General features: G+C 60.6%; 17 protein-coding genes. 10 read left to right on the top strand and 7 right to left on the bottom strand.

Features of this window, described 5'->3' with window-relative positions:
- The first annotated feature begins 10 nt into the window (after positions 1-10).
- On the top strand, positions 11-1,159 hold the full coding sequence (zipA, locus tag LG31_RS0117905) for a cell division protein ZipA (RefSeq protein WP_033115774.1): 1,149 nt from the start codon (positions 11-13) through the stop codon (positions 1,157-1,159).
- Between the two features lie 99 nt (positions 1,160-1,258).
- Positions 1,259-3,265, top strand: a complete 2,007-nt coding sequence (gene ligA, locus LG31_RS0117900; RefSeq protein WP_033115773.1) for an NAD-dependent DNA ligase LigA — start codon at positions 1,259-1,261, stop codon at positions 3,263-3,265.
- Positions 3,266-3,326: 61 nt separating this feature from the next.
- On the opposite strand, the gene LG31_RS0117895 is transcribed toward ligA, so the two are convergent.
- Positions 3,327-4,301, bottom strand: a complete 975-nt coding sequence (locus LG31_RS0117895) for an ABC transporter substrate-binding protein (RefSeq protein WP_033115772.1) — start codon at positions 4,299-4,301, stop codon at positions 3,327-3,329.
- Positions 4,302-4,746: 445 nt separating this feature from the next.
- Here LG31_RS0117895 and nrdD point away from each other — a divergent pair, with 445 nt between their 5' ends.
- The 3 genes from nrdD to LG31_RS0117880 all read left to right on the top strand — a co-directional run bounded on the left by nrdD (position 4,747) and on the right by LG31_RS0117880 (position 8,088).
- On the top strand, positions 4,747-6,864 hold the full coding sequence (nrdD, locus tag LG31_RS0117890) for an anaerobic ribonucleoside-triphosphate reductase (protein ID WP_033115771.1): 2,118 nt from the start codon (positions 4,747-4,749) through the stop codon (positions 6,862-6,864).
- Between the two features lie 131 nt (positions 6,865-6,995).
- The gene (gene nrdG / locus LG31_RS0117885) at positions 6,996-7,505 is read left to right on the top strand and encodes an anaerobic ribonucleoside-triphosphate reductase-activating protein (protein WP_033115770.1); all 510 of its coding nucleotides are present in this window, start codon (positions 6,996-6,998) and stop codon (positions 7,503-7,505) included.
- A 190-nt stretch (positions 7,506-7,695) separates the two neighbouring features.
- Positions 7,696-8,088: an energy transducer TonB gene (locus LG31_RS0117880; RefSeq protein ID WP_033115769.1), complete on the top strand. Its 393-nt coding sequence runs from the start codon at positions 7,696-7,698 to the stop codon at positions 8,086-8,088.
- A 49-nt stretch (positions 8,089-8,137) separates the two neighbouring features.
- On the opposite strand, the gene LG31_RS0117875 is transcribed toward LG31_RS0117880, so the two are convergent.
- From LG31_RS0117875 to slyA, 5 genes are all read right to left on the bottom strand, one after another.
- A complete protein-coding gene (locus LG31_RS0117875) occupies positions 8,138-8,494 on the bottom strand; it encodes an MliC family protein (protein WP_033115768.1) in 357 nt (118 codons plus the stop codon).
- A 138-nt stretch (positions 8,495-8,632) separates the two neighbouring features.
- The gene (locus LG31_RS0117870) at positions 8,633-9,391 is read right to left on the bottom strand and encodes a substrate-binding periplasmic protein (RefSeq protein ID WP_033115767.1); all 759 of its coding nucleotides are present in this window, start codon (positions 9,389-9,391) and stop codon (positions 8,633-8,635) included.
- A gap of 99 nt (positions 9,392-9,490) precedes the next feature.
- Positions 9,491-10,558 carry a DUF2955 domain-containing protein gene (locus LG31_RS0117865; protein WP_050513485.1) on the bottom strand — a complete coding sequence of 356 codons (1,068 nt, stop codon included), beginning with the start codon at positions 10,556-10,558 and terminating at the stop codon, positions 9,491-9,493.
- On the bottom strand, positions 10,548-11,603 hold the full coding sequence (locus LG31_RS0117860; protein ID WP_033115766.1) for an HlyD family secretion protein: 1,056 nt from the start codon (positions 11,601-11,603) through the stop codon (positions 10,548-10,550). Before LG31_RS0117860 ends, LG31_RS0117865 begins: the two co-directional genes overlap by 11 nt.
- A 1-nt stretch (position 11,604) precedes the next feature.
- Positions 11,605-12,117, bottom strand: a complete 513-nt coding sequence (slyA, locus tag LG31_RS0117855; RefSeq protein WP_033115765.1) for a transcriptional regulator SlyA — start codon at positions 12,115-12,117, stop codon at positions 11,605-11,607.
- Positions 12,118-13,103: 986 nt separating this feature from the next.
- Between slyA and LG31_RS0117850 the strand changes: the two genes are divergently transcribed.
- From LG31_RS0117850 to LG31_RS0117835, 4 genes are read left to right on the top strand one after another with little or no spacing between them, the layout of a single operon-like run.
- Complete coding sequence (locus LG31_RS0117850) at positions 13,104-14,420, top strand: 2-hydroxycarboxylate transporter family protein (RefSeq protein WP_033115764.1); 1,317 nt, start codon at positions 13,104-13,106, stop codon at positions 14,418-14,420.
- 23 nt (positions 14,421-14,443) lie between these two features.
- A complete protein-coding gene (locus tag LG31_RS0117845; protein WP_033115763.1) occupies positions 14,444-15,994 on the top strand; it encodes an NAD-dependent malic enzyme in 1,551 nt (516 codons plus the stop codon).
- Between the two features lie 17 nt (positions 15,995-16,011).
- Entirely contained in the window at positions 16,012-17,577 is a 1,566-nt protein-coding gene (locus LG31_RS0117840) for an ATP-binding protein (RefSeq protein WP_033115762.1), read from the top strand.
- A gap of 3 nt (positions 17,578-17,580) precedes the next feature.
- On the top strand, positions 17,581-18,273 hold the full coding sequence (locus LG31_RS0117835; RefSeq protein WP_033115761.1) for a response regulator: 693 nt from the start codon (positions 17,581-17,583) through the stop codon (positions 18,271-18,273).
- An 80-nt stretch (positions 18,274-18,353) separates the two neighbouring features.
- On the opposite strand, the gene LG31_RS0117830 is transcribed toward LG31_RS0117835, so the two are convergent.
- Positions 18,354-19,253 carry a DMT family transporter gene (locus LG31_RS0117830; protein WP_033115760.1) on the bottom strand — a complete coding sequence of 300 codons (900 nt, stop codon included), beginning with the start codon at positions 19,251-19,253 and terminating at the stop codon, positions 18,354-18,356.
- A 214-nt stretch (positions 19,254-19,467) separates the two neighbouring features.
- Here LG31_RS0117830 and LG31_RS0117825 point away from each other — a divergent pair, with 214 nt between their 5' ends.
- The gene (locus LG31_RS0117825; RefSeq protein ID WP_033115759.1) at positions 19,468-20,295 is read left to right on the top strand and encodes an AraC family transcriptional regulator; all 828 of its coding nucleotides are present in this window, start codon (positions 19,468-19,470) and stop codon (positions 20,293-20,295) included.
- The last annotated feature ends 30 nt before the right edge of the window (positions 20,296-20,325 follow it).

The raw sequence follows: 20,325 nt of genomic DNA, 5'->3' as shown, positions 1-20,325 counted from the left end.
GAAGCAGCTAATGCAGGAATTGCGTTACATCTTGGTTGCCCTGGGCGGTATTGCTATTGCGGCATTGCTCATTCACGGGTTGTGGAGCAACAAAAAGAATCGTCAGGCACCGATCAAAGAGAAACCGCTTGGCCGGATGGAGTCCAAGTCACGTAATCGTGACGATGATGCGTTCGACAGCGATGGCATCGGTCAGGTGCGTGTGGTCAGCAGTGGTCGTCGCGCCGAGCCCAAGCTCCATCGTGACGAAGAGAGCCGCCAGCCGGAACTCAGCCGTCGCTCCTCATTGCCCGCCTTTGATGATGAAGATGACGAGGACGATCTGCCGCCACCCGTTGTGCGCAAGCCTGCTGCCCGTCCGGTTCCCCCGCCGCCTCCTGTCTATGAAGAAGAGGAAGCATACGATGAGCCTCAGCCCGAAGTTGTAGAGGAAGAGCCTGCTGCACCCGTGCGCAAGCCGGCGCAGGTCAATCGTCGTACCCCGGTTTACCGCTCCCGTCCCCAGCGCGAGCCTGTCATGCAGGTTCAGGATGACGAGCCGCTGGTTGAGCCAGCCTATGCAACTGCGCCGACTTTTGGCGTGCGCAACGAGAGCGTGCGTGCCGAGCCGGTGCGCGCTGCCGAACCCGAATACAAACCGCAGCCCCGTCACGTTGCTCCCGAGCCCGTGTATGAGGAGCCGGTCTACGAAGCGCCGGTTGAAGAGCCGCGCGTTGCTGCCCAGCCGGTCGAGAAGATTTGGCAGGACGTTTATGTCATCAACCTGATGGGACGTCCGGGTCACGAGTTGCAAGGGGCTACCCTGCTCTCCTCCCTGATGGCGCTTGGCTTCAAGTTTGGCGAGATGGATATCTTCCACCGTCACGAAGATGCCAATGGCAAGGGGGAAGTGCTCTTCTCCATGATCAACATGGTCAAGCCGGGTACTTTCAATCCCTACCGGATGGAGCAGTTCACCACACCGGGGGTCTCCCTGTTCATGCAGCTGCCTCTGCGCAGCAATGCCGCATTTGCCTTCGAGGACATGTTGCAGGCTGCCGATCAGCTGGCCAGCGATCTCGATGCCATGCTGACCGATATGGAGCGCAGCCCGCTGAGTGACGAGACTATCGCCCGTTACCGTCATGAGCTGGCTGCCTACGAGGCCAGCCGCGACTAATACGCCATGCGGGTCGAATGAATCAAAGTGCGGTACCCAGGTACCGCATTTTTGTTTCTACCCTAGGCCGGATTTTCAATCACACTTCGAGACTTTTTCATGAGCGATATCCTCTCCCGCCACCGTCAACTGTGTGAGCTGCTTACCGAATATGGTCATCAGTACTATGTGCTGGATAACCCGACCGTACCGGATGCTGAATACGACCGTCTGATGCGCGAACTGATCGCGCTGGAGGCCGACCACCCCGAGCTGAAAACCCCGGCTTCCCCGAGCGTGCGGGTGGGTGGCCAGCCGCTGACCGCCTTCAAGCAGGTGCGTCACGAGATCCCCATGCTGAGTCTGGACAACGTCTTTAGCAGTGAAGAGCTGCAGGCGTTCGAGCAGCGGATGAGCGATCGCTTGAAGCGTGAGGTGCGTTTCAGCTTCTGCTGCGAGCCCAAGCTTGATGGCTTGGCGGTGAGCCTGCTCTATGTAAATGGTCAGCTGGTGCAAGCCGCGACCCGGGGCGATGGCGCTACCGGTGAGGAGATCACCGAGAACGTGCGTACCATCAAGGCCATTCCGCTCGCATTGCGGGGCTCTGGCTGGCCCGAGCGGCTTGAGGTGCGTGGCGAAGTCTTTATGCCCAAAGCAGGTTTCGAGGCGATGAACGCCAAGGCGCTGGCCGCGGGTGAGAAGGTGTTCGTCAACCCGCGCAACGCCGCTGCTGGCAGCCTGCGTCAGCTTGATTCGCGGATTACCGCCAGCCGTCCCCTCAGTTTTTACGCCTACGGGGTGGGGGTGGGTGGCGATCTGCTGGGGGACTCCCATTTTGGTCGTCTCAATCAGCTCAAAGAGTGGGGGCTGCCGCTTAGTCCCGAGGTGAAACTCAAAGAGGGGGCTGCCGGTTGTCAGGCGTTCCACGACGACATTCTGGCCCGCCGTGGCGAACTGCCCTACGAGATCGACGGTGTGGTCTACAAGGTCGATGCCATCGCCCTGCAGGAGGAGCTCGGCTTTGTGGCACGCGCGCCGCGCTGGGCTACGGCCCACAAGTTCCCGGCGCAGGAGGAGATGACCCTGCTTGAGAACGTCGAGTTTCAGGTTGGCCGCACCGGCGCCGTGACGCCGGTGGCCAAGCTTAAACCGGTGTTTGTCGGCGGCGTTACCGTCTCCAACGCCACCTTGCACAACGCCGACGAGATCGAGCGCCTTGGCGTCATGGTCGGTGATACCGTGATCGTGCGCCGGGCAGGGGACGTGATCCCGCAGATCGTGGCCGTGGTAGAGGCACAGCGCCCTGTTGATGCGCGCGAAATTCTCTTCCCGACCGAGTGCCCGGTGTGTGGCTCGGCAGTGGAACGGCTGGAAGGAGAGGCGGTTGCCCGCTGCTCCGGTGGCCTGTTCTGCGAGGCGCAGCGCAAAGAGGCGATCAAGCACTTCGCCGCCCGTCGCGCCATGGACGTGGATGGCCTTGGCGACAAGATTGTCGAACAGCTGGTGGACAAGGGGCTGGTGAAGACTCCCGCCGATCTCTTCAGCCTAAATGCCATTCAGCTGGCCGGTCTTGAGCGGATGGGGCAAAAATCTGCCCTCAATCTGGTGGCGGCCATCGATGCGGCGCGCAGCACCACCCTGCCGCGCTTCCTGTTTGCTCTGGGGATCCGCGAGGTGGGGGAGGCGACTGCGCTCAACCTTGCCAACCACTTCCTCACCCTAGATGCCCTGCGCGCCGCCTCGGTGGAGCAGCTGCTCGAAGTGGCCGACGTGGGCGATGTGGTGGCCAAGCATGTCTACTACTTTCTGCGTCAGCCGCACAACGTGGAGGTGCTGGAGGCCTTGCTGGCTGCCGGCATCAACTGGCCAGCCATCGAGAAGAAAGAGGCCGCGGAGCAACCCTTTGCCGGCAAAACCTTCGTGCTGACCGGTACCCTGACCACCTTGTCGCGCAACGATGCCAAGGTGGCGCTGCAGGCGCTGGGCGCCAAGGTGGCGGGCTCTGTGTCTGCCAAGACCGATGTGCTGGTCGCGGGGGAGGCGGCGGGTTCCAAGCTCGCCAAGGCGCAGGAGCTGGGGATCACCGTCTGGAGCGAAGAGGAGCTGCAACAGGCGTTGCAGGGCTGAGTGGCCCGCAGGTTGAGATACAAAGAGAACCCGGCATGGCCGGGTTCTCTTTTATTGGGGGTTATTCGCGCCAGAGGATCTTGTTGTGCCATTTCTCCGGCACCGTGAGGTGCCAGCGGGCGACTTCGCTCTTGCTGAAGACATACTCGCCACGCAGGGCCGCCCTAGGGGAGAGGGTTTTGGGCAATGCACCTGCCAGTATGCTGTTGATGAGCGCCGCCGCCTGCAGCCCCTGATCCTTGCCGTCAAGTACCAGACCACCGATGGCCATCCCCTTGCCCACGGTGAACTCCCAGAAGCAGAAAACCGGCACCGGGCTGTGCCGGCTGGTCCACTCCAGTACCGTTTTTTCATCCACATGCTTGCCATTTTCATCCAGCAGTGTGTGGTAGAGGCCGAGGAATATGGCGCCATAGCCGTTTTTCTTGCTGTTGAGCACCGCCTCTTGCCAGAGGCTGTAATCGCCCATCAGCTGGCTGTAGACCCGGGTCTGGCCAACCCGCAGCTCGGTCTGGGTTTTGAACTCATCCTCGATGGCGGTGAGGGCCACATTGCTGGAATCAAACAGCACCAGTACTTTGTTAAGACCTCCCATCATCTGACTCATCTCGCTGATATTGCGTTTGAGCAGGGGGCGCTCCAGCACGCCGGTGATCTTGGGGTGGCCGACAAAGCCCTTGAGCCGGGGATTTTCGTTCATGCCAAGAAAGACGACGGGGGTACCCAGGGACGAGATCTCGCTGGCGAGATAGTTGATGGCGTTGTCATCGCCGAGCACCACAATATCCGGTTTGCTCTTGAGGTAGAAAGCAATTGCCTGTTGGGCGACCGTATCGAACTCTTCCCGTGGCCGGCGCTTGGTATCCATGTAGAAGTGGCTGATCTGGTGCGTTTCCTCGAGACCATCCACCAGCCCCTGGTTGTAACTGATGTCCCACAGATAGTCGGGGTGGTAGCTGCTGATCACCAGTATGCGGGCTGCCCACAAAGGCAGGGATAAGGTAGTCAGCAGTAGCAACAAGAGGGATTTACGCATGGGGTGTCCTGTGTCGAACCGTCGTCTCTACCCGCTCAGTATGAGTGGTTTTGCTTGGCACTGTCACCCCGCTATCCAGAGTGTTTATTGCGAATTTTTTTCTTCTTTGGCAGATCGGACGCCAGCCCGCACCACCGCTGAAGATGGCCTTGTTTGAGGCTTTTGTTGGTTGGTCGTGAACTGTCCCACTCGCTGTAAAACCTGTCTTGGATCAATAAATGGCTACCTGCTTTGGTGCCTAATAGACACCACATATAGGGATGCATTCATTATTAACACCTATATGTTGTGTTATTAAGCTGTGTATAAGCTGTTCCCTTCCTATCTTCAGCCCGGGCTTGTCAAGCCTCGGCTGAATTTGTTTGCGTCCAGGACGAGACGTTGGAGGGGAACCAACAAGGGTAAGCCCAGAGCAGATTGCCTGGCCTTTTAACGGGGAAAATTCATGAAACCGGTTGTGATCAAACGTGATGGCTGTCGCGCACCATTCAATGCCCAGTTGATTAGCGAGGCGGTCAGTCGTGCTGCGGAAGCGGTCAATCAGGCCAATCCGGCACTGGCAAAGCGTATCTCAAGTGCGGTGAGTCAGGAGCTGGAGGGGCGTGGTGAGGTTGATATCCACGAGATCCAGCGTCTGGTTGAAAACCACCTGATGGCGTCCGATGACAAGGCCATCGCCCGTGCTTATATCGAATATCGCCACGATCGGGATCAGGCCCGTGAGGCGCGCGGTCGTCTGGCGCAGGAGATCCGTGGTCTGGTCGAGCAGACCAACGCGGCCCTGCTCAACGAGAACGCCAACAAAGACTCCAAGGTGATCCCGACCCAGCGCGACCTGCTGGCCGGTATCGTCGCCAAGCATTATGCCACCAGCCACATGCTGCCCCGTGATGTGGTTCAGGCCCACGAGAGCGGCGATCTGCACTTCCACGATCTCGACTACTCCCCCTTCTTCCCGATGTTCAACTGCATGTTGATCGACCTGCAGGGGATGCTGACTCACGGCTTCAAGATGGGCAATGCGGAGATCGATACCCCGAAATCGATCAGCACCGCCACCGCGGTCACGGCCCAGATCATCGCCCAGGTGGCCAGCCACATCTATGGTGGCACCACCATCAATCGCATCGACGAAGTGCTGGCTCCCTATGTGACCATCAGCTGGCAGAAGCATCGCGAAGTGGCCGAAGAGTGGGGCATTGCCGATGTGGAAGCCTACGCCATGGCTCGCACCGAGAAAGAGTGTTACGACGCCTTCCAGTCGCTGGAGTACGAAGTCAACACCCTGCACACCGCCAACGGTCAGACTCCGTTCGTTACCTTCGGCTTTGGCCTGGGGGACAGTTGGGAGTCGCGACTGATCCAGCGCGCCATCCTCAGCAACCGTATTGCTGGCCTTGGCAAGAACAAGAAGACCGCCGTGTTCCCGAAACTGGTGTTCGCCATCAGGGATGGTCTCAACCACAAGCAGGGCGATCCCAACTACGACATCAAGCAGCTGGCGCTGGAGTGTGCCTCCAAGCGGATGTATCCGGACATCCTCAACTACGACCAGGTAGTGAAGGTAACCGGCTCCTTCAAGACCCCCATGGGCTGCCGCTCCTTCCTCGGTGCGTATGAGGAGAATGGCGAGCTGATCCACGAAGGCCGTAACAATATTGGCGTGGTGAGCCTCAACTTGCCGCGTATCGCTTTGAAATCCCGTGATGAAGCGGACTTCTGGGATCGTCTGGATGCCGCCCTGCGGGTTGCCAAGAAGGCGCTGATGTATCGCATTGAACGTCTCGACGGGGTCAAGGCCCGGGTTGCGCCGATCCTCTATATGGAAGGGGCCTGTGGCGTGCGTCTGAAGGCAGACGACAACGTCAGCGAGATCTTCAAGAACGGCCGCGCCTCCATTTCGCTCGGTTATATCGGGGTTCACGAGACCATCAATGCTCTGTTTGGCGGTGAGACCCATCTGTTCGATAGCGAGATCCTGCGCCAAAAGGCGATCGCCATTATCGAACGTCTCAAGGCCGCTACCGATGAGTGGAAAGAGGAGACCGGCTACGGCTTCAGCCTCTACTCCACCCCGAGCGAGAACCTTTGCACCCGCTTCTGCCGCATCGATGCCAAGGAGTTTGGTGTGGTGGCGGGCGTGACCGACAAGGGTTACTACACCAACAGCTTCCACCTCGACGTGGAGAAGCAGGTCAACCCGTACGACAAGCTGGACTTCGAGGCGCCCTATCCGCCCATCGCCAGCGGTGGCTTCATCTGCTACGGCGAGTACCCCAACATCCAGCACAACCTGGAAGCGCTGGAAAACGTCTGGGATTACAGCTATGACAAGGTGCCTTACTACGGTACCAACACCCCCATCGACGAGTGCTACGACTGCGGCTTTACCGGCGAGTTCGAGTGTACTTCCAAGGGCTTTACCTGCCCGCGCTGCGGCAACCACGACCCGGCCAAGGTGTCGGTGACCCGCCGTGTCTGCGGTTACCTCGGCAGCCCGGATGCACGTCCCTTCAATGCAGGCAAGCAGGAAGAGGTGAAGCGCCGCGTCAAACATATGTAAGCCGAGCCCTCACCCTAGCCCTCTCCCAAGGGGAGAGGGAACCGGCCAATGTACTGTTTGCGCTGCTTTGCTCCCTTCTCCCCCTCGCGGGAGAAGGGTCGGGGATGAGGGGGCCGTAATAGAGAGAGATGATGCACTACCACCAATACTACCCGGTCGATGTGATCAACGGCCCCGGCACCCGTGCCACCCTGTTTGTCTCCGGTTGCGAGCACCAGTGCCCCGGCTGCTACAACCAGAGCACCTGGCGCCTTGACGGCGGCAAGCCGTTTGATGAGGCGATGAGCGATCGCGTCATTGCGGATCTCAATGACACGCGTATCAAACGGCGAGGTCTGTCGCTCTCCGGCGGTGATCCGCTTCACCCCGCCAACGTGCCCCACGTGCTGGCGCTGGTGAAACGGGTGCGTGCCGAGTGTCCGGGCAAGGATATCTGGTGCTGGACTGGTTACCTGCTCGGCGAGCTCTCCGCTGCCCAGCGCGAGCTGGTTGCCTTGCTGGATGTGCTGGTGGATGGCAAGTTCGAGAAGGAGTTGGCAGACCCTGGCCTGCTCTGGCGTGGCAGCAGCAACCAGCAGATCCACAATCTCAACGCCTGGCGTGAGAGTGGGGAGCGCATTCCCTGTCTGTTTGCCTCTTGAGTCCGGCATTCTGCCGGGTTAACTTTCGCCAACTTGATGTTTTCAGGGCCAATCTTCACAGATTGGCCCTTTGTTTATGTCCAGCTCGGGTCTTTTTCGCTAGGATGGGTCACTGACCAGTGGACGGCCAGTCTGCTGACCAAGAGCAGAACAAGAAATAACCAGCATAAGAGACGAAAAGGAGTTTGGCATGGGATGGAAAGCATTGTGGTTGGGGTGTGCCGTGTTGCTGCTGGCAGGATGCAGCTCCCGGCAGGAGGTCGCCGCTAACCGTACACCGATCGCGATTCCCCTCGAGCAGCTCTCCAGTTACTGGATCCAGGAAAACCGCCGTTCATTCTTTGGTGATGACGAGCCTGTCGTTGTGCCTGCCAAACCGGTCAGGGGATATGTGGATGTACGGTATCAGATCGATGCCGATGGTAACCCGATAAAACCACAGATCGTCGCCGCCGAGCCGCCCGGAGAGCTGGAGCAGAGCGCGTTGGCAACCCTCTCACGGCTGCGCTACAGTCCGGCGGACAGCAATCCGGATGCTATTCCCGTGGTGGTGACCAACCGCTTCGAAATAGAGCTCAACTGATGCCCGAACAACCAAAAGAGAGACCCCGGCCTGGCCGGGGTCTCTTCTATTACTGCTGTTTGCAGTTGTTGTAGACGATCTGCCAGTCGTCATCCTGACCGCGCATCTCGACAAATCCTTCATCCCCCTTGTTCCACCAGACGGCTTCACGCTCATCCGTATAGCGGGCGCCGGAGGCCGAGATGGCCTGCGGCAGGGTGTAATCCTTGCCGTCCGGTAGAGACAACTTGATAAAGCTGAGGCTCTCGTCGGAGAGGGAGAAGTAGCGCACCTGCACCTTCTTGCCCTGTTCGCACTGATAGCTGACGGGGTCACCGCCGGTAACGGTGAGGGTATTGCCCTGATTGCAGCCGGCAAGCAGCGAGAGAGCCAGTGCCCCCGCGCTCATCATATGAACCTTGTTCATGGTTACAGCTCCCCTGATGTTATACGGTGGTGTCATACGGGCGTGAGCCTAACAGCTCAATGCACAGCTGTAATCACTTTGTGCGAGGGTTGCGTCGATTGATGTCTGACGGGGTGCGGAATGTGGCTGGAGCGCCTTTCAGCGTGCTCCGAGCCGGGTTTCAAACTGCTGCATAAGGGCATCGTAGGTGCCGTTCATTTTGATCTTCTGCAGCCCCTTCTCGAACCGTTTGGCCATCTCTTCCCCCAGAGGGTGCTGGCGAGAGAAGGCGACCCAGAAGCCATCGGTAGAGAGCTTGCCGACCTTGACCACCTGACCTGTCAGCGCTTTCTCCCGGATCTTGAGATAGCCCGGCATGCCGTTCATCAGGATGTAGTCGACTCGGCCCCGTGCCAGCATATCGAGGATCTGGGCGTCGGATTTGGCCTGAAAGCGGGCGATCTGCGGATCTGCCATAAAGTTGGTGGGGTAGGTGTAACCCAGGGTGATGCCGACCCGTTTGCCCTTGAGAGAGGCGAGGTCGAGATCCCGGCGTGGCTCGCTGGCAAGGGCAAAGATGGCGAGATCTTCGCTGAACATGGGGGTCTCGTGCCAAAAGTACTGGTCGCGATTCTCATCCGTGATGGTGGCATCGAAGCAGCCTGCCAGCTGGTCGCTCTTGGCATCGTGCATGCAACGGGCAAAGGGGAGGGTTCGAAAGGCGACCTCGATGCCTTCGGCGGCTAATACCGCCCGAACCAGTTCGGGTGCCAGCCCTTGCGGCTGGCCCGTCTCCCTGTTCAGCACGCTGTAGGGGGCCCAGTCATCTTCGGCGCCAATCAGCAACGGCGCTGCGCCGGTATGGCTTGCTGCCAGCCAGAGCCCCCCTGCCAACCATTTTCCCCACCCAGCGACCATAGCGCGTCTCCTCACCCATGCATTGCAGCTCTACAAGCATAGCTAGTGTCCTTGCCCCGCCTGGTCAAGGTGCTTTGTTGCGTTCGAGTACGCCAGCCGTCAGCAGCCGAAGCGGGTTGCCTCGAAGCGGTTGAGCAATTGGTGCACCAGATAGCAGATCAGCAGGGTGGCCACGATGGCAAAGAGGATGCTGCTGACCCGGTAGAGCGCACTGAATACCAGATCGTTGCCCGGCGTCAGATATTGACCGAACAGGATGCCAAGGGTGGTCAGGGCACCAAAACCGACGCCGGAACCGCTCGCCTCCTTCACATGGGCATGGCTGAACAGCATGGCGCCGAGCCAGAGCAGCGGAGCCACCAGCAGCAGTTGACCCGACCAGTCATAGAGCAGCAGCTGGCCAAGCAGACCGAAGGTGACACCGAGCAAGGTGCCCATGGCCCGTTTGCGGGCGTAGTTCAGCGCCCCGTTCCAGTGCATGGGAAAGAGCACCAGCAGGGTGGTGGCTTGCGCCGACATGGAGTCACGCAGATCAAACACCTGAAACACCAGAAACGAGAGGGTGGCGACCGTTGCGCCCAGCAGAGCCTCATGGCGCATCCGGTGCGGTGCCTTGGGGGCAGGGGTTGGTTTGGGGCGCGCCTCCACATCCGGTATCAGGGCCGTCATCAGGTAGGCGATCAACACCGACAACACGCTGGCCAAGAGGTTATTGAAGATGAGGTCGTTGAGGTCGGTCTGCGGATAGCTGGCAAAGTGGAGCATGATGCTGAGGCTCAGCACTCCGTTGGCACCAAACAGGAACAGGCTGCCCCGCGACATGGCGGCAAAGCGGTATAGAAACAGCAGGAAGGCGATGGGGGTCATCAGCCCGGGATGGCTGCCGAACAGCCCACCCAGTAAACCCACCTCCACCCCGCAGATGGCAGCCGCGGCGATCAGCTGGCGCGCGGCATGACCATTCATCACCGGCACCATGCCAAGCAGCAACACGGGGGTAACCGTGTAGAAGACCCCGTAATTCCAGCCACACAGCTTGCAGAGCAGAAAGCCGGTGGTGCAGCCAAAGGCGATGCGCAGACACTGGCGCAGTTCGTTGCCGGTCAGGGGCCGATGCCACAGATGGGGTGTGGCTGGACTGGGAGACGCAGCTTGATTAGTAGACATAGTGCAGCAGGCTGAGCAGATGGATCTGGGCACGAGCCAGCATGGCGGTCAGCGGGTTGTCCGGCAGCAGTTGTACCGTGGCCCGGGCACCGGCGGGGAGGTGGGACGGGAGATCATCCAGTTCCAGATGCAGGCGCATCCGCTGGGCATCCCGTACCCAGCGATCCGATTCGACCGGGGCGGCCAGACGGCCGTTGGCATCAAACTGACCGGCGCTCACACCCGCATCGAGACTGCTGACGCGAGCAGGATAGAGCTGGCCCGGTTCGCTATCAAAGGCGACCAGCGCCCTGGTCTGGTTGCCAACGTGGCGCAGGCTCTTTTCACGAAAATCGGCGATCACGTCTACTTGTTCCGACACCAGCGCCAGCAGCGGATTGCCTGCACTGGCGATGCTGCCCGGCTTGAGTTGTAGGTTGGTGATGGTGCCGTCCTGATCCGCATGTACCTGGCTGTAAGCCAGTGCCAGCTCGGCTTGGGCCAGCTTGTTGCGCGCCTGGCGCAGCAGTAGGTTGTCATCCCCGGTCAAGCCACGGCTGGCCTCAAGCTGGGTCAGCTTCGCCTTGCTGGCGCGCAGACTGGCCTGGGCACTGCGCAGGGCACTGTCTGCCTCATCTTTTTGCTGCAGCGAGACCATACGACGCTGGAACAGAGCATTGATCCGCTCAGCCTCACGCCACTTCTGGCTGGCCAGCGTCTCCTTGGCATAGAGTTCGGCATCGGCGGCGGTGAGAGCTGCATCCAGCTCGCTGTTCTGTTGTTCTGCCTGCGCCAGGGCAAGACGTGCCTGCTCGACCGCCAGTTCGAAGGGAACCGGGTCCAGCCTGAAGAGCAGGTCGCCTTTTTTGACCTGCTGGTTGTTGTGTACCGCTACTTCGATCACCTTGCCGCTCACTTGCGGGGCCAGCTTGGTGACAACCCGGGTGGCCATGGCCTGCGGGGTGAGGGGCATCAGCAGGTCTGCCATCAGAAAGTAGGCAAAGAGGGCGGTAAAGCCGGCCATGGACCATTTGATCCAGCGGCTGAATTGTTGATCCGGGGTCATCTTATTCCTCTGCGGGTTGTGCATCGGGCGGGGTGCTCTGCCCACCGCTCTCGTTGTCGTGGTGTGTTTCAATCTTGCTCAGGGCATTGGCCGAGATGCGCTGCACCGTCGCCTCAAACAGACTCAGGGTCTCTTCGTCGATACCGGCCAGCAGCTCTCTGCGAATATTCATGATGCGGTTGGCAATCTGGTCGAGCAGGGTCTGGCCGGTGGGAGTGACCGAGACGATGCGGGCCCGTTTGTCCTGACTGCAGCAGTGGCGTTCTATCAGCCCCTGCTCCTCTAGCTGGCCGAGGGTGCGCATCAGGGAGGGGAGCTCGATTTCGAGGGCGTCGGCCAGGGTCTTCTGGCTGACATGGTTGCCCATGCGGGAGAGTTTCCACAGCGCCGTCCAGCGCGGGTGGGTCAGGCCAAGGGGGGCCAGCTCCAGATCGGCGGCGGTACGCCACAACCGGTGCATGCGTGCTATTTGCTCGGCGAGCGACAGCTCGCGCAACCTCTCCAGATCCTTCATCCCTTGCTCCTCACATAAATTTGTTAGCCTGCTAACCATTATTGTTTGTTTAGCATGCTAAGTAAATAGTGTGATGCAGATCTCTTTTTCAGCGGATGGCAGCAAATCGTGAATTGGTGGGCCTTAATCGGCTCTCTTTGGCTGTGGCGTGACCGGATCCGGGGGAAAAGGGGAGATGCGGGAATATGTGACGAAATAGCGTGATAATTTCGAGGCTATTTTCAGAAAATATCTGTAGCGCTCGCGCAGCTTATTTTTTATCCGCTAATATTGATGAGGTTATAAAACAGGGAGAGACGGGTTGTGGATGGCTATGACAGTGGATGTGTATATCTGGCAATAGAAGCTCTGCTGAGTGATGGAGAATATGGTGCAGAGTCCCATTATGGTGTGAGTCGGGAGGGGCCCCATAAGGGCGCCAGCAAGCATGCCGATATCTGCCATGATTTTGACCCTGCCAATATTCCATTGCTGCTGATGGAATAGATCTGACCACGTGTAGTCCTTGTGAGTTCAAGCCGGTGCCGATGTATGCACTGGCTTGGCTCATCGCTCTATATCGATATTCCCCTTTCCTGATGTTGGCCAAACCGCCAGTTTTTTGCGATGCCTTGCTCTTGCTGCATCTCTGCGGCCATAGCCATGCATGACCGCGCCGTGGCAGGTCGACAGGCTCAGGCTCCGACCATATGTTTCACTGCCTGCGTAGATTATTTGCCCACAGGGTTTGTCATCCGGTTCTGTTATTTTCACCGACTCCTCTGCTTATCCCGATCCACAATCCGGGATTGGCTGGAAAATAATTGTCCGGTTTGTTCGCTTGAGCTTCATATAACGCCCGCTTTCCAGACAGGATGTATGACATTTGTTCGAGGCGTGACGTTTAAGTTTTTAATGTTTTTATATGGCTTTGCAGTCTGGCTAACCGACAGGGGAGAGAGGGATCAATAAAGTAGCGGCCACAATCACACGCAGAGTCCATAACAATGAAAAACCTCTCTACCCTACAAACCACACAAGAAAAGGCCGCTTTTATGGGCGGCCACCAAATTGCCGGTATGCCGCTCTTTATATTTCTCGGGTTGGCGACCTGCGTTCTCTTTTCCGGCTGGAACGGCTCGCTGCCGCTCGGCATGGTCGGTGCGCTGGCACTGATGTTCGTGCTGGGCACCCTGCTGACCGAGCTGGGGGAGCGGATCATGCCGATCCGCGAATATCTGGGGGGCGGTACCATCCTCGCCATCTTCGGCGGTGCTGCCCTGTTTGAATATCAGCTGCTTCCGGTGCAGGCCGGACAGGTCATCACCAACTTCATGAAGGAGGGTGGTTTTCTCAACTTCTTTATCGCCAGTCTGGTGACCGGCTCCGTGTTCGGCATGAGCGGTGCTTTGCTGAAAAATGCCGCCATGCGCTACCTGCCGGTCATTCTCGGCGGCGTGGCGCTGGCGCTGCTGAGCGTGGGGCTGGTCGGCTCTCTGATGGGGTATGGCTTCAAGAATGCGGTGCTGCTGATCGGTCTGCCCATCATGGGCGGTGGCATGGGGGCAGGGGCTGTGCCTTTGGTGGAGATCCTCTCCGGCCCGATGCAGATGTCCAGTGCGGATCTATTGTCACGCATGGTACCGGCGGTCGTGATCGCCAATACCCTGGCGATTCTGGTGGGCTCCCTGCTGGCGCGCCTTGGTCGCCGTTACCCCTCCCTGACCGGCAACGGCAAGCTGATGGTCAAAGAAAGTAGCCAGAGCATTGCTGACGAGCAGGCCGAAGCGCCGACCCTGCAGAGTCTGGGCATGGGACTTTTCATCAGCTCCAGCATGTTTGTGCTGGGCTCCCTGCTTGGCAACTTTATCCCCATGCACCCCTTCGCCCTGATGATTCTGGCAGTCGCCTTTATCAAGGTGAGCGGCCTGCTGCCGCGCCGTTATGAGCAGGCGGCTGCCGACTGGTATCAGTTTGTAGTGAGCAACCTCACTCCCTCACTGCTGGTGGGGATCGGCGTCGCTTATACCAGTATTCCCGAGCTGATCAGCGCTTTTTCCATCAGCTACTTCGTGCTGGTCATGGTCACAGTGATTGGCGGAGCCCTCGGCGCAGCGCTGGTCGGCAAGCTGATCGGCTTCTATCCCATCGAGGCGGCCATCACCGGCGGACTCTGCATGGCCAACATGGGTGGCACCGGCGATGTGGCCGTGCTCTCGGCGGCCCAGCGCATGAAGCTGATGCCCTTTGCCCAGATCTCCTCCCGTCTCGGCGGTGCCGTGATGCTGATTTTGGCTACTGCTCTTATCTCCCTGCTCGCCTGATACCGGATTGAGGAACAAACAAGATGAACGACATCATGATGGGCACCAGCCTGCCTTATGCAGAACGCAAGCGTCAGGGTGTACGCGGCCGCATGCCACATAAGGAGGAGTCCCTCTCCCAGCAGCGGCGCCGGATCTACCGATTGGTCAGCGCCATGCAGAGTCCGTTTGACCAGCATCTGCTGCTGCGCCAGCTGCAGGAGGATAACCCGGTGCTCTTCTACGATCTGGTGCGCCATCACCTGCCGGAGCTGTTGCCGATCATCTACACCCCGGTGGTGGGGGAGGCGTGCCAGCGTCACAGCGATCTCTATCTGCGCAGCCACGGGCTCTACCTCTCCTGGCACGACCGGGATGATCTCGACGACATCCTCGAGTCAGTGGAGCAGGAGGTCGACGTGATCGTCATCTCCGACGGCGAGCGGGTGCTGGGGCTGGGCGATCTCGGTATCGGTGGTATGGGGATCTGTATCGGCAAGCTGGCGCTCTACTCCGCCGCGGGTGGCATCAACCCGGCACGGACCCTGCCGCTCTGCGTTGATGTGGGCACCAACAACCCCGAGCTGCTGGAGGATGATTCCTACCTCGGCTGGCAATCCCCGCGCATTGACGGCGAGAGCTACTACCACTTCATGGACAAGGTGGTGGCCGCCATTCGCAAGCGCTGGCCGCAGGTGGTACTGCAGTTTGAAGATTTTGCCGGCAAGCACGCGGCCAACCTGCTGGCCCGCTATCGCGACGAGCTTTGCATGTTCAACGACGACATTCAGGGTACGGCTGCAGTGGCCTCCGCCTGCGTGCTGGCCGGGTTGCAGCAGGCGGGGACCGCCCTCAGTGATGCCCCGGTGCTGATCGTCGGCGCAGGCTCGGCCGGTTGCGGCATTGCCGCCATGTTGGCCCAGCTGGCAGGGAGTCACGACGGCGTCTGGCTGTTTGATCAGGATGGGGTGGTCTGCTGCGATCGTCCCAATCTGACCCGCGCCCAACAGCCGTTTGCTCGATCCGTGGAGGAGGGGAACTGTTCGCTGCTGGAGACCATCCGCCAGGTGCGCCCAGCGGTGCTGATCGGGGTGAGCGGCCAAGGTGGCCTCTTTACTCAAGAGGTGCTGCAGGCGATGGGGGAGGTGTGCGAGCAGCCGGTGATCCTGCCGCTCTCCAACCCGACCCGCAGCGCCGAGGCGACGCCCGAGCAGGTGTGGGCGGTCACAGGTGGCCGCGCCCTGCTGGCCACCGGTAGCCCCTTTGCGCCGGTGACGGTGGCTGGCGAGCGGCGAGTGGTCTCCCAGTGCAACAACGTCTATGTCTTCCCGGGGATTGGTCTCGGAGCCTGCGCCGTCAAGGCGCGCCGTATCAGCGATGGCATGTTGCTGGCCGCGGTACGGGCGGTCGGTGCCTATCCGCTGCTGGCTGGGCGATTGTTACCTCCCATCGAGCAGGTGGGGGAGGTGGCTCGCGCCGTCGCCAGAGCGGTGGCGCTGTGCGCTCGTGAAGAGGGGTTGGCCGATTTTGCCGGTGATCCGGCACCTTTGATTGACCAGACCTGGTGGCATCCGCACTATTGGGTGGCTTCCTGACGTTGCAAGGTCCGTGCATGAAACTTCGCCACCAGCTGGTTACCCTCTCCCTTGGGCTCTCCCTGCTGCTCATCATCATTCTGGGCAGCCTGCTCGCGCTCTTTATCCGCCACCTGCTGGAGAGCAATCTGGAGGAGAAGGGGGGCGATCTGGCCCGCATCATGGCGGCTGACAGCCGGGTGGTGGCGGCGCTGCATCAGGGGAGCGAGCCTGCGCTGCGCGATTACATGGAGGAGGTGTGCCGCCGTACTGATGCCGCCTATATGGTGGTGACCGACGAGCATGGCCGTCGCCTCAGCCACCCCAACTCCGCTCTGGTGGGGGGGCAGTTTCGCGGCGAGGATCTCTGGCCCGCGATCCACGAGCGGCGCAGCTACTGCTCGCGCGACATGGGGACCATGGGGCCGGCGATCCGCTGCTTCTCTCCGGTCGTGGGGGCTGACGGGCGCGCCATGGGGGCCGTGGTGGTGGGCTACCTGATGCAGCAGGTGGAGGGCATCTACATGGAGCGGATCGCCCTGCTCATCAGCGCCATCGGCGCCGTCTTTGGTTGCGGCCTGCTGCTGGCGCTCTGGGTGCAATATCTGCTGCGCAAGACCCTGCTCGATCTGGAACCGGAGGCGATCGTCCGCCGCTTCACCCTGCAGGATCTGGTGCTGGAGCAGATTGCCGAAGGGGTGATCGCGCTGGATGGCCGCGGCCACATCGCCATGATCAACAGCACCGCCATCTATCAGCTGCGGCTGCCTGCTACCGGTCGTCACGCCCTGCAGGGGCAGGCGCTGGCCGAGATGGTGCCACCGCTCGCGCCCGTACTCGAGCAGGAGGGCGAGGTTGCTTTCACCATTCAGGGGGAATCGTTCGTCGGTCGCTGGCAGGTGGTACATGGCAAGGAGCCCGGGCGCCTCCTGATCTTCAGTCGTCCCGAAGTGGCGACCAGTCTGGGGGTACAGGTTACCCACTTGCGCCAGTACGCCGAGATGCTGCGGATGCAGAGCCACGAGTTTGCCAACAAGCTGAGCAGTCTCTCCGGCTTGTTGCAACTGGGCCATGTGGATCAGGCGGTGGAGCTTATCCAGCAGGAGAACGAGGCGTGCCAGACCCTGCTGCAGGAGCTGCTGGAACTTATCGACAACAAGCCGGTGGCCGGCCTTATCCTCGGCAAGTTCAGCCGGGCCCGCGAACTGGGGGTCACTCTTGAGCTCGATCCCGATTCGGCGCTCGGCGAGTATCCGGCCGCTGTCTCGGCCGATCTCATCACTCTCATCGGCAACCTGCTGGACAACGGTCTGCAGGCGGCCTGGCGCAATCGTCAGCAGTGTCCGCCGCGGGTGCTGCTCTCGCTCTGCGATGTGGGGCGCCGGCTGGTGATCGAGGTGGAGGATAGTGGCGAGGGGGTGGACGAGGATCTGGCCGATCACCTGTTCGATTACGGGGTGAGCCGCCAGAGCGGCGATCATGGCGTAGGACTCTTTCTGGTCAAGGAAACCGTGGGGCGCTACGAGGGTGTGATAGAATGGCGCCGAACTGTCGAGCAGACCACCCTGTTTGGCATCTACCTGAATAAAAACAAATTAATGTGAGCCATGGATCCAATACTCACCCTTGTTATTGAAGATGACGATCGGATTGGTGCCATCTTGTCCGAGCTGGTGGCCTCCACCTCCGGTTTCTCCCTGCTGGGGCGGGCCGGTACGCTGGCCCAGGCCGATGCCATGATGGCCGGCGTGGTGCCGCAGCTGCTGCTGGTGGATATCTCCCTGCCCGACGGCTCCGGCCTTGAGTGGGTGAGCCGCCTGCGCAGCCACAACCGCGAGGCTTATGTCATCATGGTGACCGCCTCGCGCGATGTGGAGACCATCCAGCAGGCGCTCAATCTCGGGGTGCATGACTACATCATCAAGCCGCTGCGGTTGTTTCGCATTCAGCAGAGCCTCGACGAAATCCTGCAACTTCATCAGAAGCTCTCCGAGCCGGGACGGCTGGAGCAGGAGGATCTCGATCGCCTGCTTGGCAAAGGGCGAACCCAGCCGAAAGAGGTGCGTACCACCCCCAAGGGGATCGACAGCATTACCCTGCGTCAGGTGCTCGACCTGCTTGCCGCTGAGCCCGAGAGCGTCTTCTCGACCGATACGGTGGCGCAGCGGTTGTCCCTCAGTCGCACCACGGCACGCCGCTATCTGGAGTATCTGGAGTCGGAAGATCGGGTGGATGTGGATCTCAACTATGGCCAGCGCGGGCGACCGGAGCGGCGCTACCGCTGGCGCCGGGCGGGGTGAGCAGGTTCACAGTCGCTAGAACACGATAGAAATGAACAAGGGAGCCAGCGGCTCCCTTGTTGTTTTTGGCATGTTGCCCGTCAGGCCGCATTGCGCTCCGGCAGTGGGACACGCTTTTTCAGCTGGGAGATCATCACGCCTCCCAGAATGAGGCCACCCCCCAGCAGGTGGTAGCCGTGGATCGGCTCGCCCAGACCGACGACGGCGATAAGCGCCGTACAGAGTGGCATCAGGTTCATGAACACCGATGTGCGCTCGGCGCCCATGCAGGCGAGGCCGCGCATCCAGCAGTAGGCCGCCAGCAGGGAGGAGGCGAGCCCGGCGAAGAGCACCAGCCCCCATCCTTCGGCCGGCACTGCCATCGAGTCGGCACTGAGAGCGAGCGGCACCAGCAGCAGTACAGCCAGCAGGATCTGCATGTAGAGGTTGAGCCAGGGGCCGAAGGGGGGCTGCCAGCGGCGGATCAAGAGGCCGTAAAGGGCATAGCTGGCGGAGCCCAGCAGCATCATGCCATCCCCCGGGTTGATGCCGTTGTGCAGCAGGGCCAGCGGCTCGCCCTTGCCAAGCAGCCAGAGCACCCCGAACAGGGAGAGGCTCATGCCGAGCAGCGCCTGTTTGCCGGGACGCTGGCCGAAGAAGAGCGCCCCTTGCAGCAGGGTGAGCAGCGGAATGAGGGAGCCGATCACCCCCATGTTGGTGGCGGAGGTGCTGTGAGCGGCGTAGTAGGCCAGACACTGGTAGAGCACCATACCGAGCGCTGCCAGCACCAGGAGCTTGCCGAGCCAGGGACGAACTTCGCTGCGTCGCCGCCAGAGGGTGGGCAGGCAGAAGGGGGTCAGCGCCAGGGCGGCGATCACCCAGCGATAGAAGGAGATGGCCGCGGGGTCGAGCACGCTGGCCGCAGCTTTGGAGACCACGGTATTGGTGGCCCAGATCAGCACCGCCATCAGCGGAAACAGGAGGGGGGAGAAGAGTCGCATCAAAGGCTCCTTGGAGTAGATGTGACAAGTTTAACCTTGTCTTTATATTGTCAAGTAGCGTAAAACTGACAAACTATCCCGCAGAAAAGACAACTCCCCGTGATCTATTGCAAGGCAACCGTCACCGGTTAGGGTATGGCGCCTGCATGGTACGGGCCTAGGTTGAACATCAGGTGGGTATAGACGCGGGCATCGAGAGGAGAGCGAAGAGACCATGACAACCCGGCACTACCACCCGGCAGACAGCGAGCTGCCAGCGCCCAATCCCCTCTACTTTCGCTACCAGCAGCTGCAGGCGGAGAACGTCATGGCGATGCACTCCCACCCCTGGGGGCAGCTCAGCATGATCAGTCTGGGGGTGATGGAGATGGGGCTGGCCAACCAGCGCTTGCAGGTACCCGCCGACTACCTGATCTGGGTGCCGGCGGATCTGGAGCACGCCGCCTACAACGAGCAGGCCCTCGACTACACCTCCATCTATGTCAGTCACGAGTTGGCCGCCCGCTTGCCGGCCGAGCCTCGCCTGCTGCTGATGACGCCGCTCATCCGCGCCCTGCTCGCCGATTTTTGCGAGCGCAAGGTGGGCCATATGGTGGATGAGTGGGATCAGCGTCAGGCCGAACTGCTGGTGGCCAAGCTGACCCGTACCCGCTGTCAGGAGAGCTACCTGCCGATGAGTCAGGACAAGCTGCTGGCCCCCATGCTGGCCGTGCTGCACAACGATCCGGCCGATCCCCGTACCCTGGCCCAGTGGGCGCAGCAGCTGCACACCACAGAGCGCACTCTGGCACGCCGTTGTCTGCGCGAGCTCGGGATGAACTTCGGTCAGTGGCGGGCGCGGTTGCGGCTTATCAAGGCGCTGGCCTGGCTCAAGGGGGAGTTGCCCATTCAGGAGATCAGCTGGCGGCTCGGCTATGGCTCCACCTCAGCGTTCATTGCCATGTTCAACCGGGAACTGGGCTGCTCGCCCCAGCGCTATCGTCAGCAATCGCGAGGCAGTTCGCTGGCGGGACTGCCGGGCAAAGAGTCGCGAACATCTTGATAAGCCGCATGTTTATTGTCGTTATCGAGG

The sequence above is a fragment of the Aeromonas lacus genome (assembly GCF_000764665.1).
Taxonomy (GTDB): domain Bacteria; phylum Pseudomonadota; class Gammaproteobacteria; order Enterobacterales; family Aeromonadaceae; genus Aeromonas; species Aeromonas lacus.
The sequence above is the reverse complement of the archived record's forward strand: the minus strand, read 5'-3'. Positions and strand labels throughout refer to the sequence as shown.

Coding starts and splice junctions, on each gene's coding strand:
- LG31_RS0117895 (WP_033115772.1), bottom strand. CDS start 4,301: ATGCGTAAATCCCTCTTGTTGCTACTGCTGACTACCTTATCCCTGCCT.
- zipA (WP_033115774.1), top strand. CDS start 11: ATGCAGGAATTGCGTTACATCTTGGTTGCCCTGGGCGGTATTGCTATT.
- LG31_RS0117880 (WP_033115769.1), top strand. CDS start 7,696: ATGGGATGGAAAGCATTGTGGTTGGGGTGTGCCGTGTTGCTGCTGGCA.
- LG31_RS0117850 (WP_033115764.1), top strand. CDS start 13,104: ATGAAAAACCTCTCTACCCTACAAACCACACAAGAAAAGGCCGCTTTT.
- LG31_RS0117825 (WP_033115759.1), top strand. CDS start 19,468: ATGACAACCCGGCACTACCACCCGGCAGACAGCGAGCTGCCAGCGCCC.
- LG31_RS0117875 (WP_033115768.1), bottom strand. CDS start 8,494: ATGAACAAGGTTCATATGATGAGCGCGGGGGCACTGGCTCTCTCGCTG.
- LG31_RS0117860 (WP_033115766.1), bottom strand. CDS start 11,603: ATGACCCCGGATCAACAATTCAGCCGCTGGATCAAATGGTCCATGGCC.
- LG31_RS0117835 (WP_033115761.1), top strand. CDS start 17,581: ATGGATCCAATACTCACCCTTGTTATTGAAGATGACGATCGGATTGGT.
- LG31_RS0117845 (WP_033115763.1), top strand. CDS start 14,444: ATGAACGACATCATGATGGGCACCAGCCTGCCTTATGCAGAACGCAAG.
- nrdD (WP_033115771.1), top strand. CDS start 4,747: ATGAAACCGGTTGTGATCAAACGTGATGGCTGTCGCGCACCATTCAAT.
- slyA (WP_033115765.1), bottom strand. CDS start 12,117: ATGAAGGATCTGGAGAGGTTGCGCGAGCTGTCGCTCGCCGAGCAAATA.
- LG31_RS0117830 (WP_033115760.1), bottom strand. CDS start 19,253: ATGCGACTCTTCTCCCCCCTCCTGTTTCCGCTGATGGCGGTGCTGATC.
- LG31_RS0117870 (WP_033115767.1), bottom strand. CDS start 9,391: ATGGTCGCTGGGTGGGGAAAATGGTTGGCAGGGGGGCTCTGGCTGGCA.
- ligA (WP_033115773.1), top strand. CDS start 1,259: ATGAGCGATATCCTCTCCCGCCACCGTCAACTGTGTGAGCTGCTTACC.
- LG31_RS0117865 (WP_050513485.1), bottom strand. CDS start 10,558: ATGTCTACTAATCAAGCTGCGTCTCCCAGTCCAGCCACACCCCATCTG.
- nrdG (WP_033115770.1), top strand. CDS start 6,996: ATGCACTACCACCAATACTACCCGGTCGATGTGATCAACGGCCCCGGC.
- LG31_RS0117840 (WP_033115762.1), top strand. CDS start 16,012: ATGAAACTTCGCCACCAGCTGGTTACCCTCTCCCTTGGGCTCTCCCTG.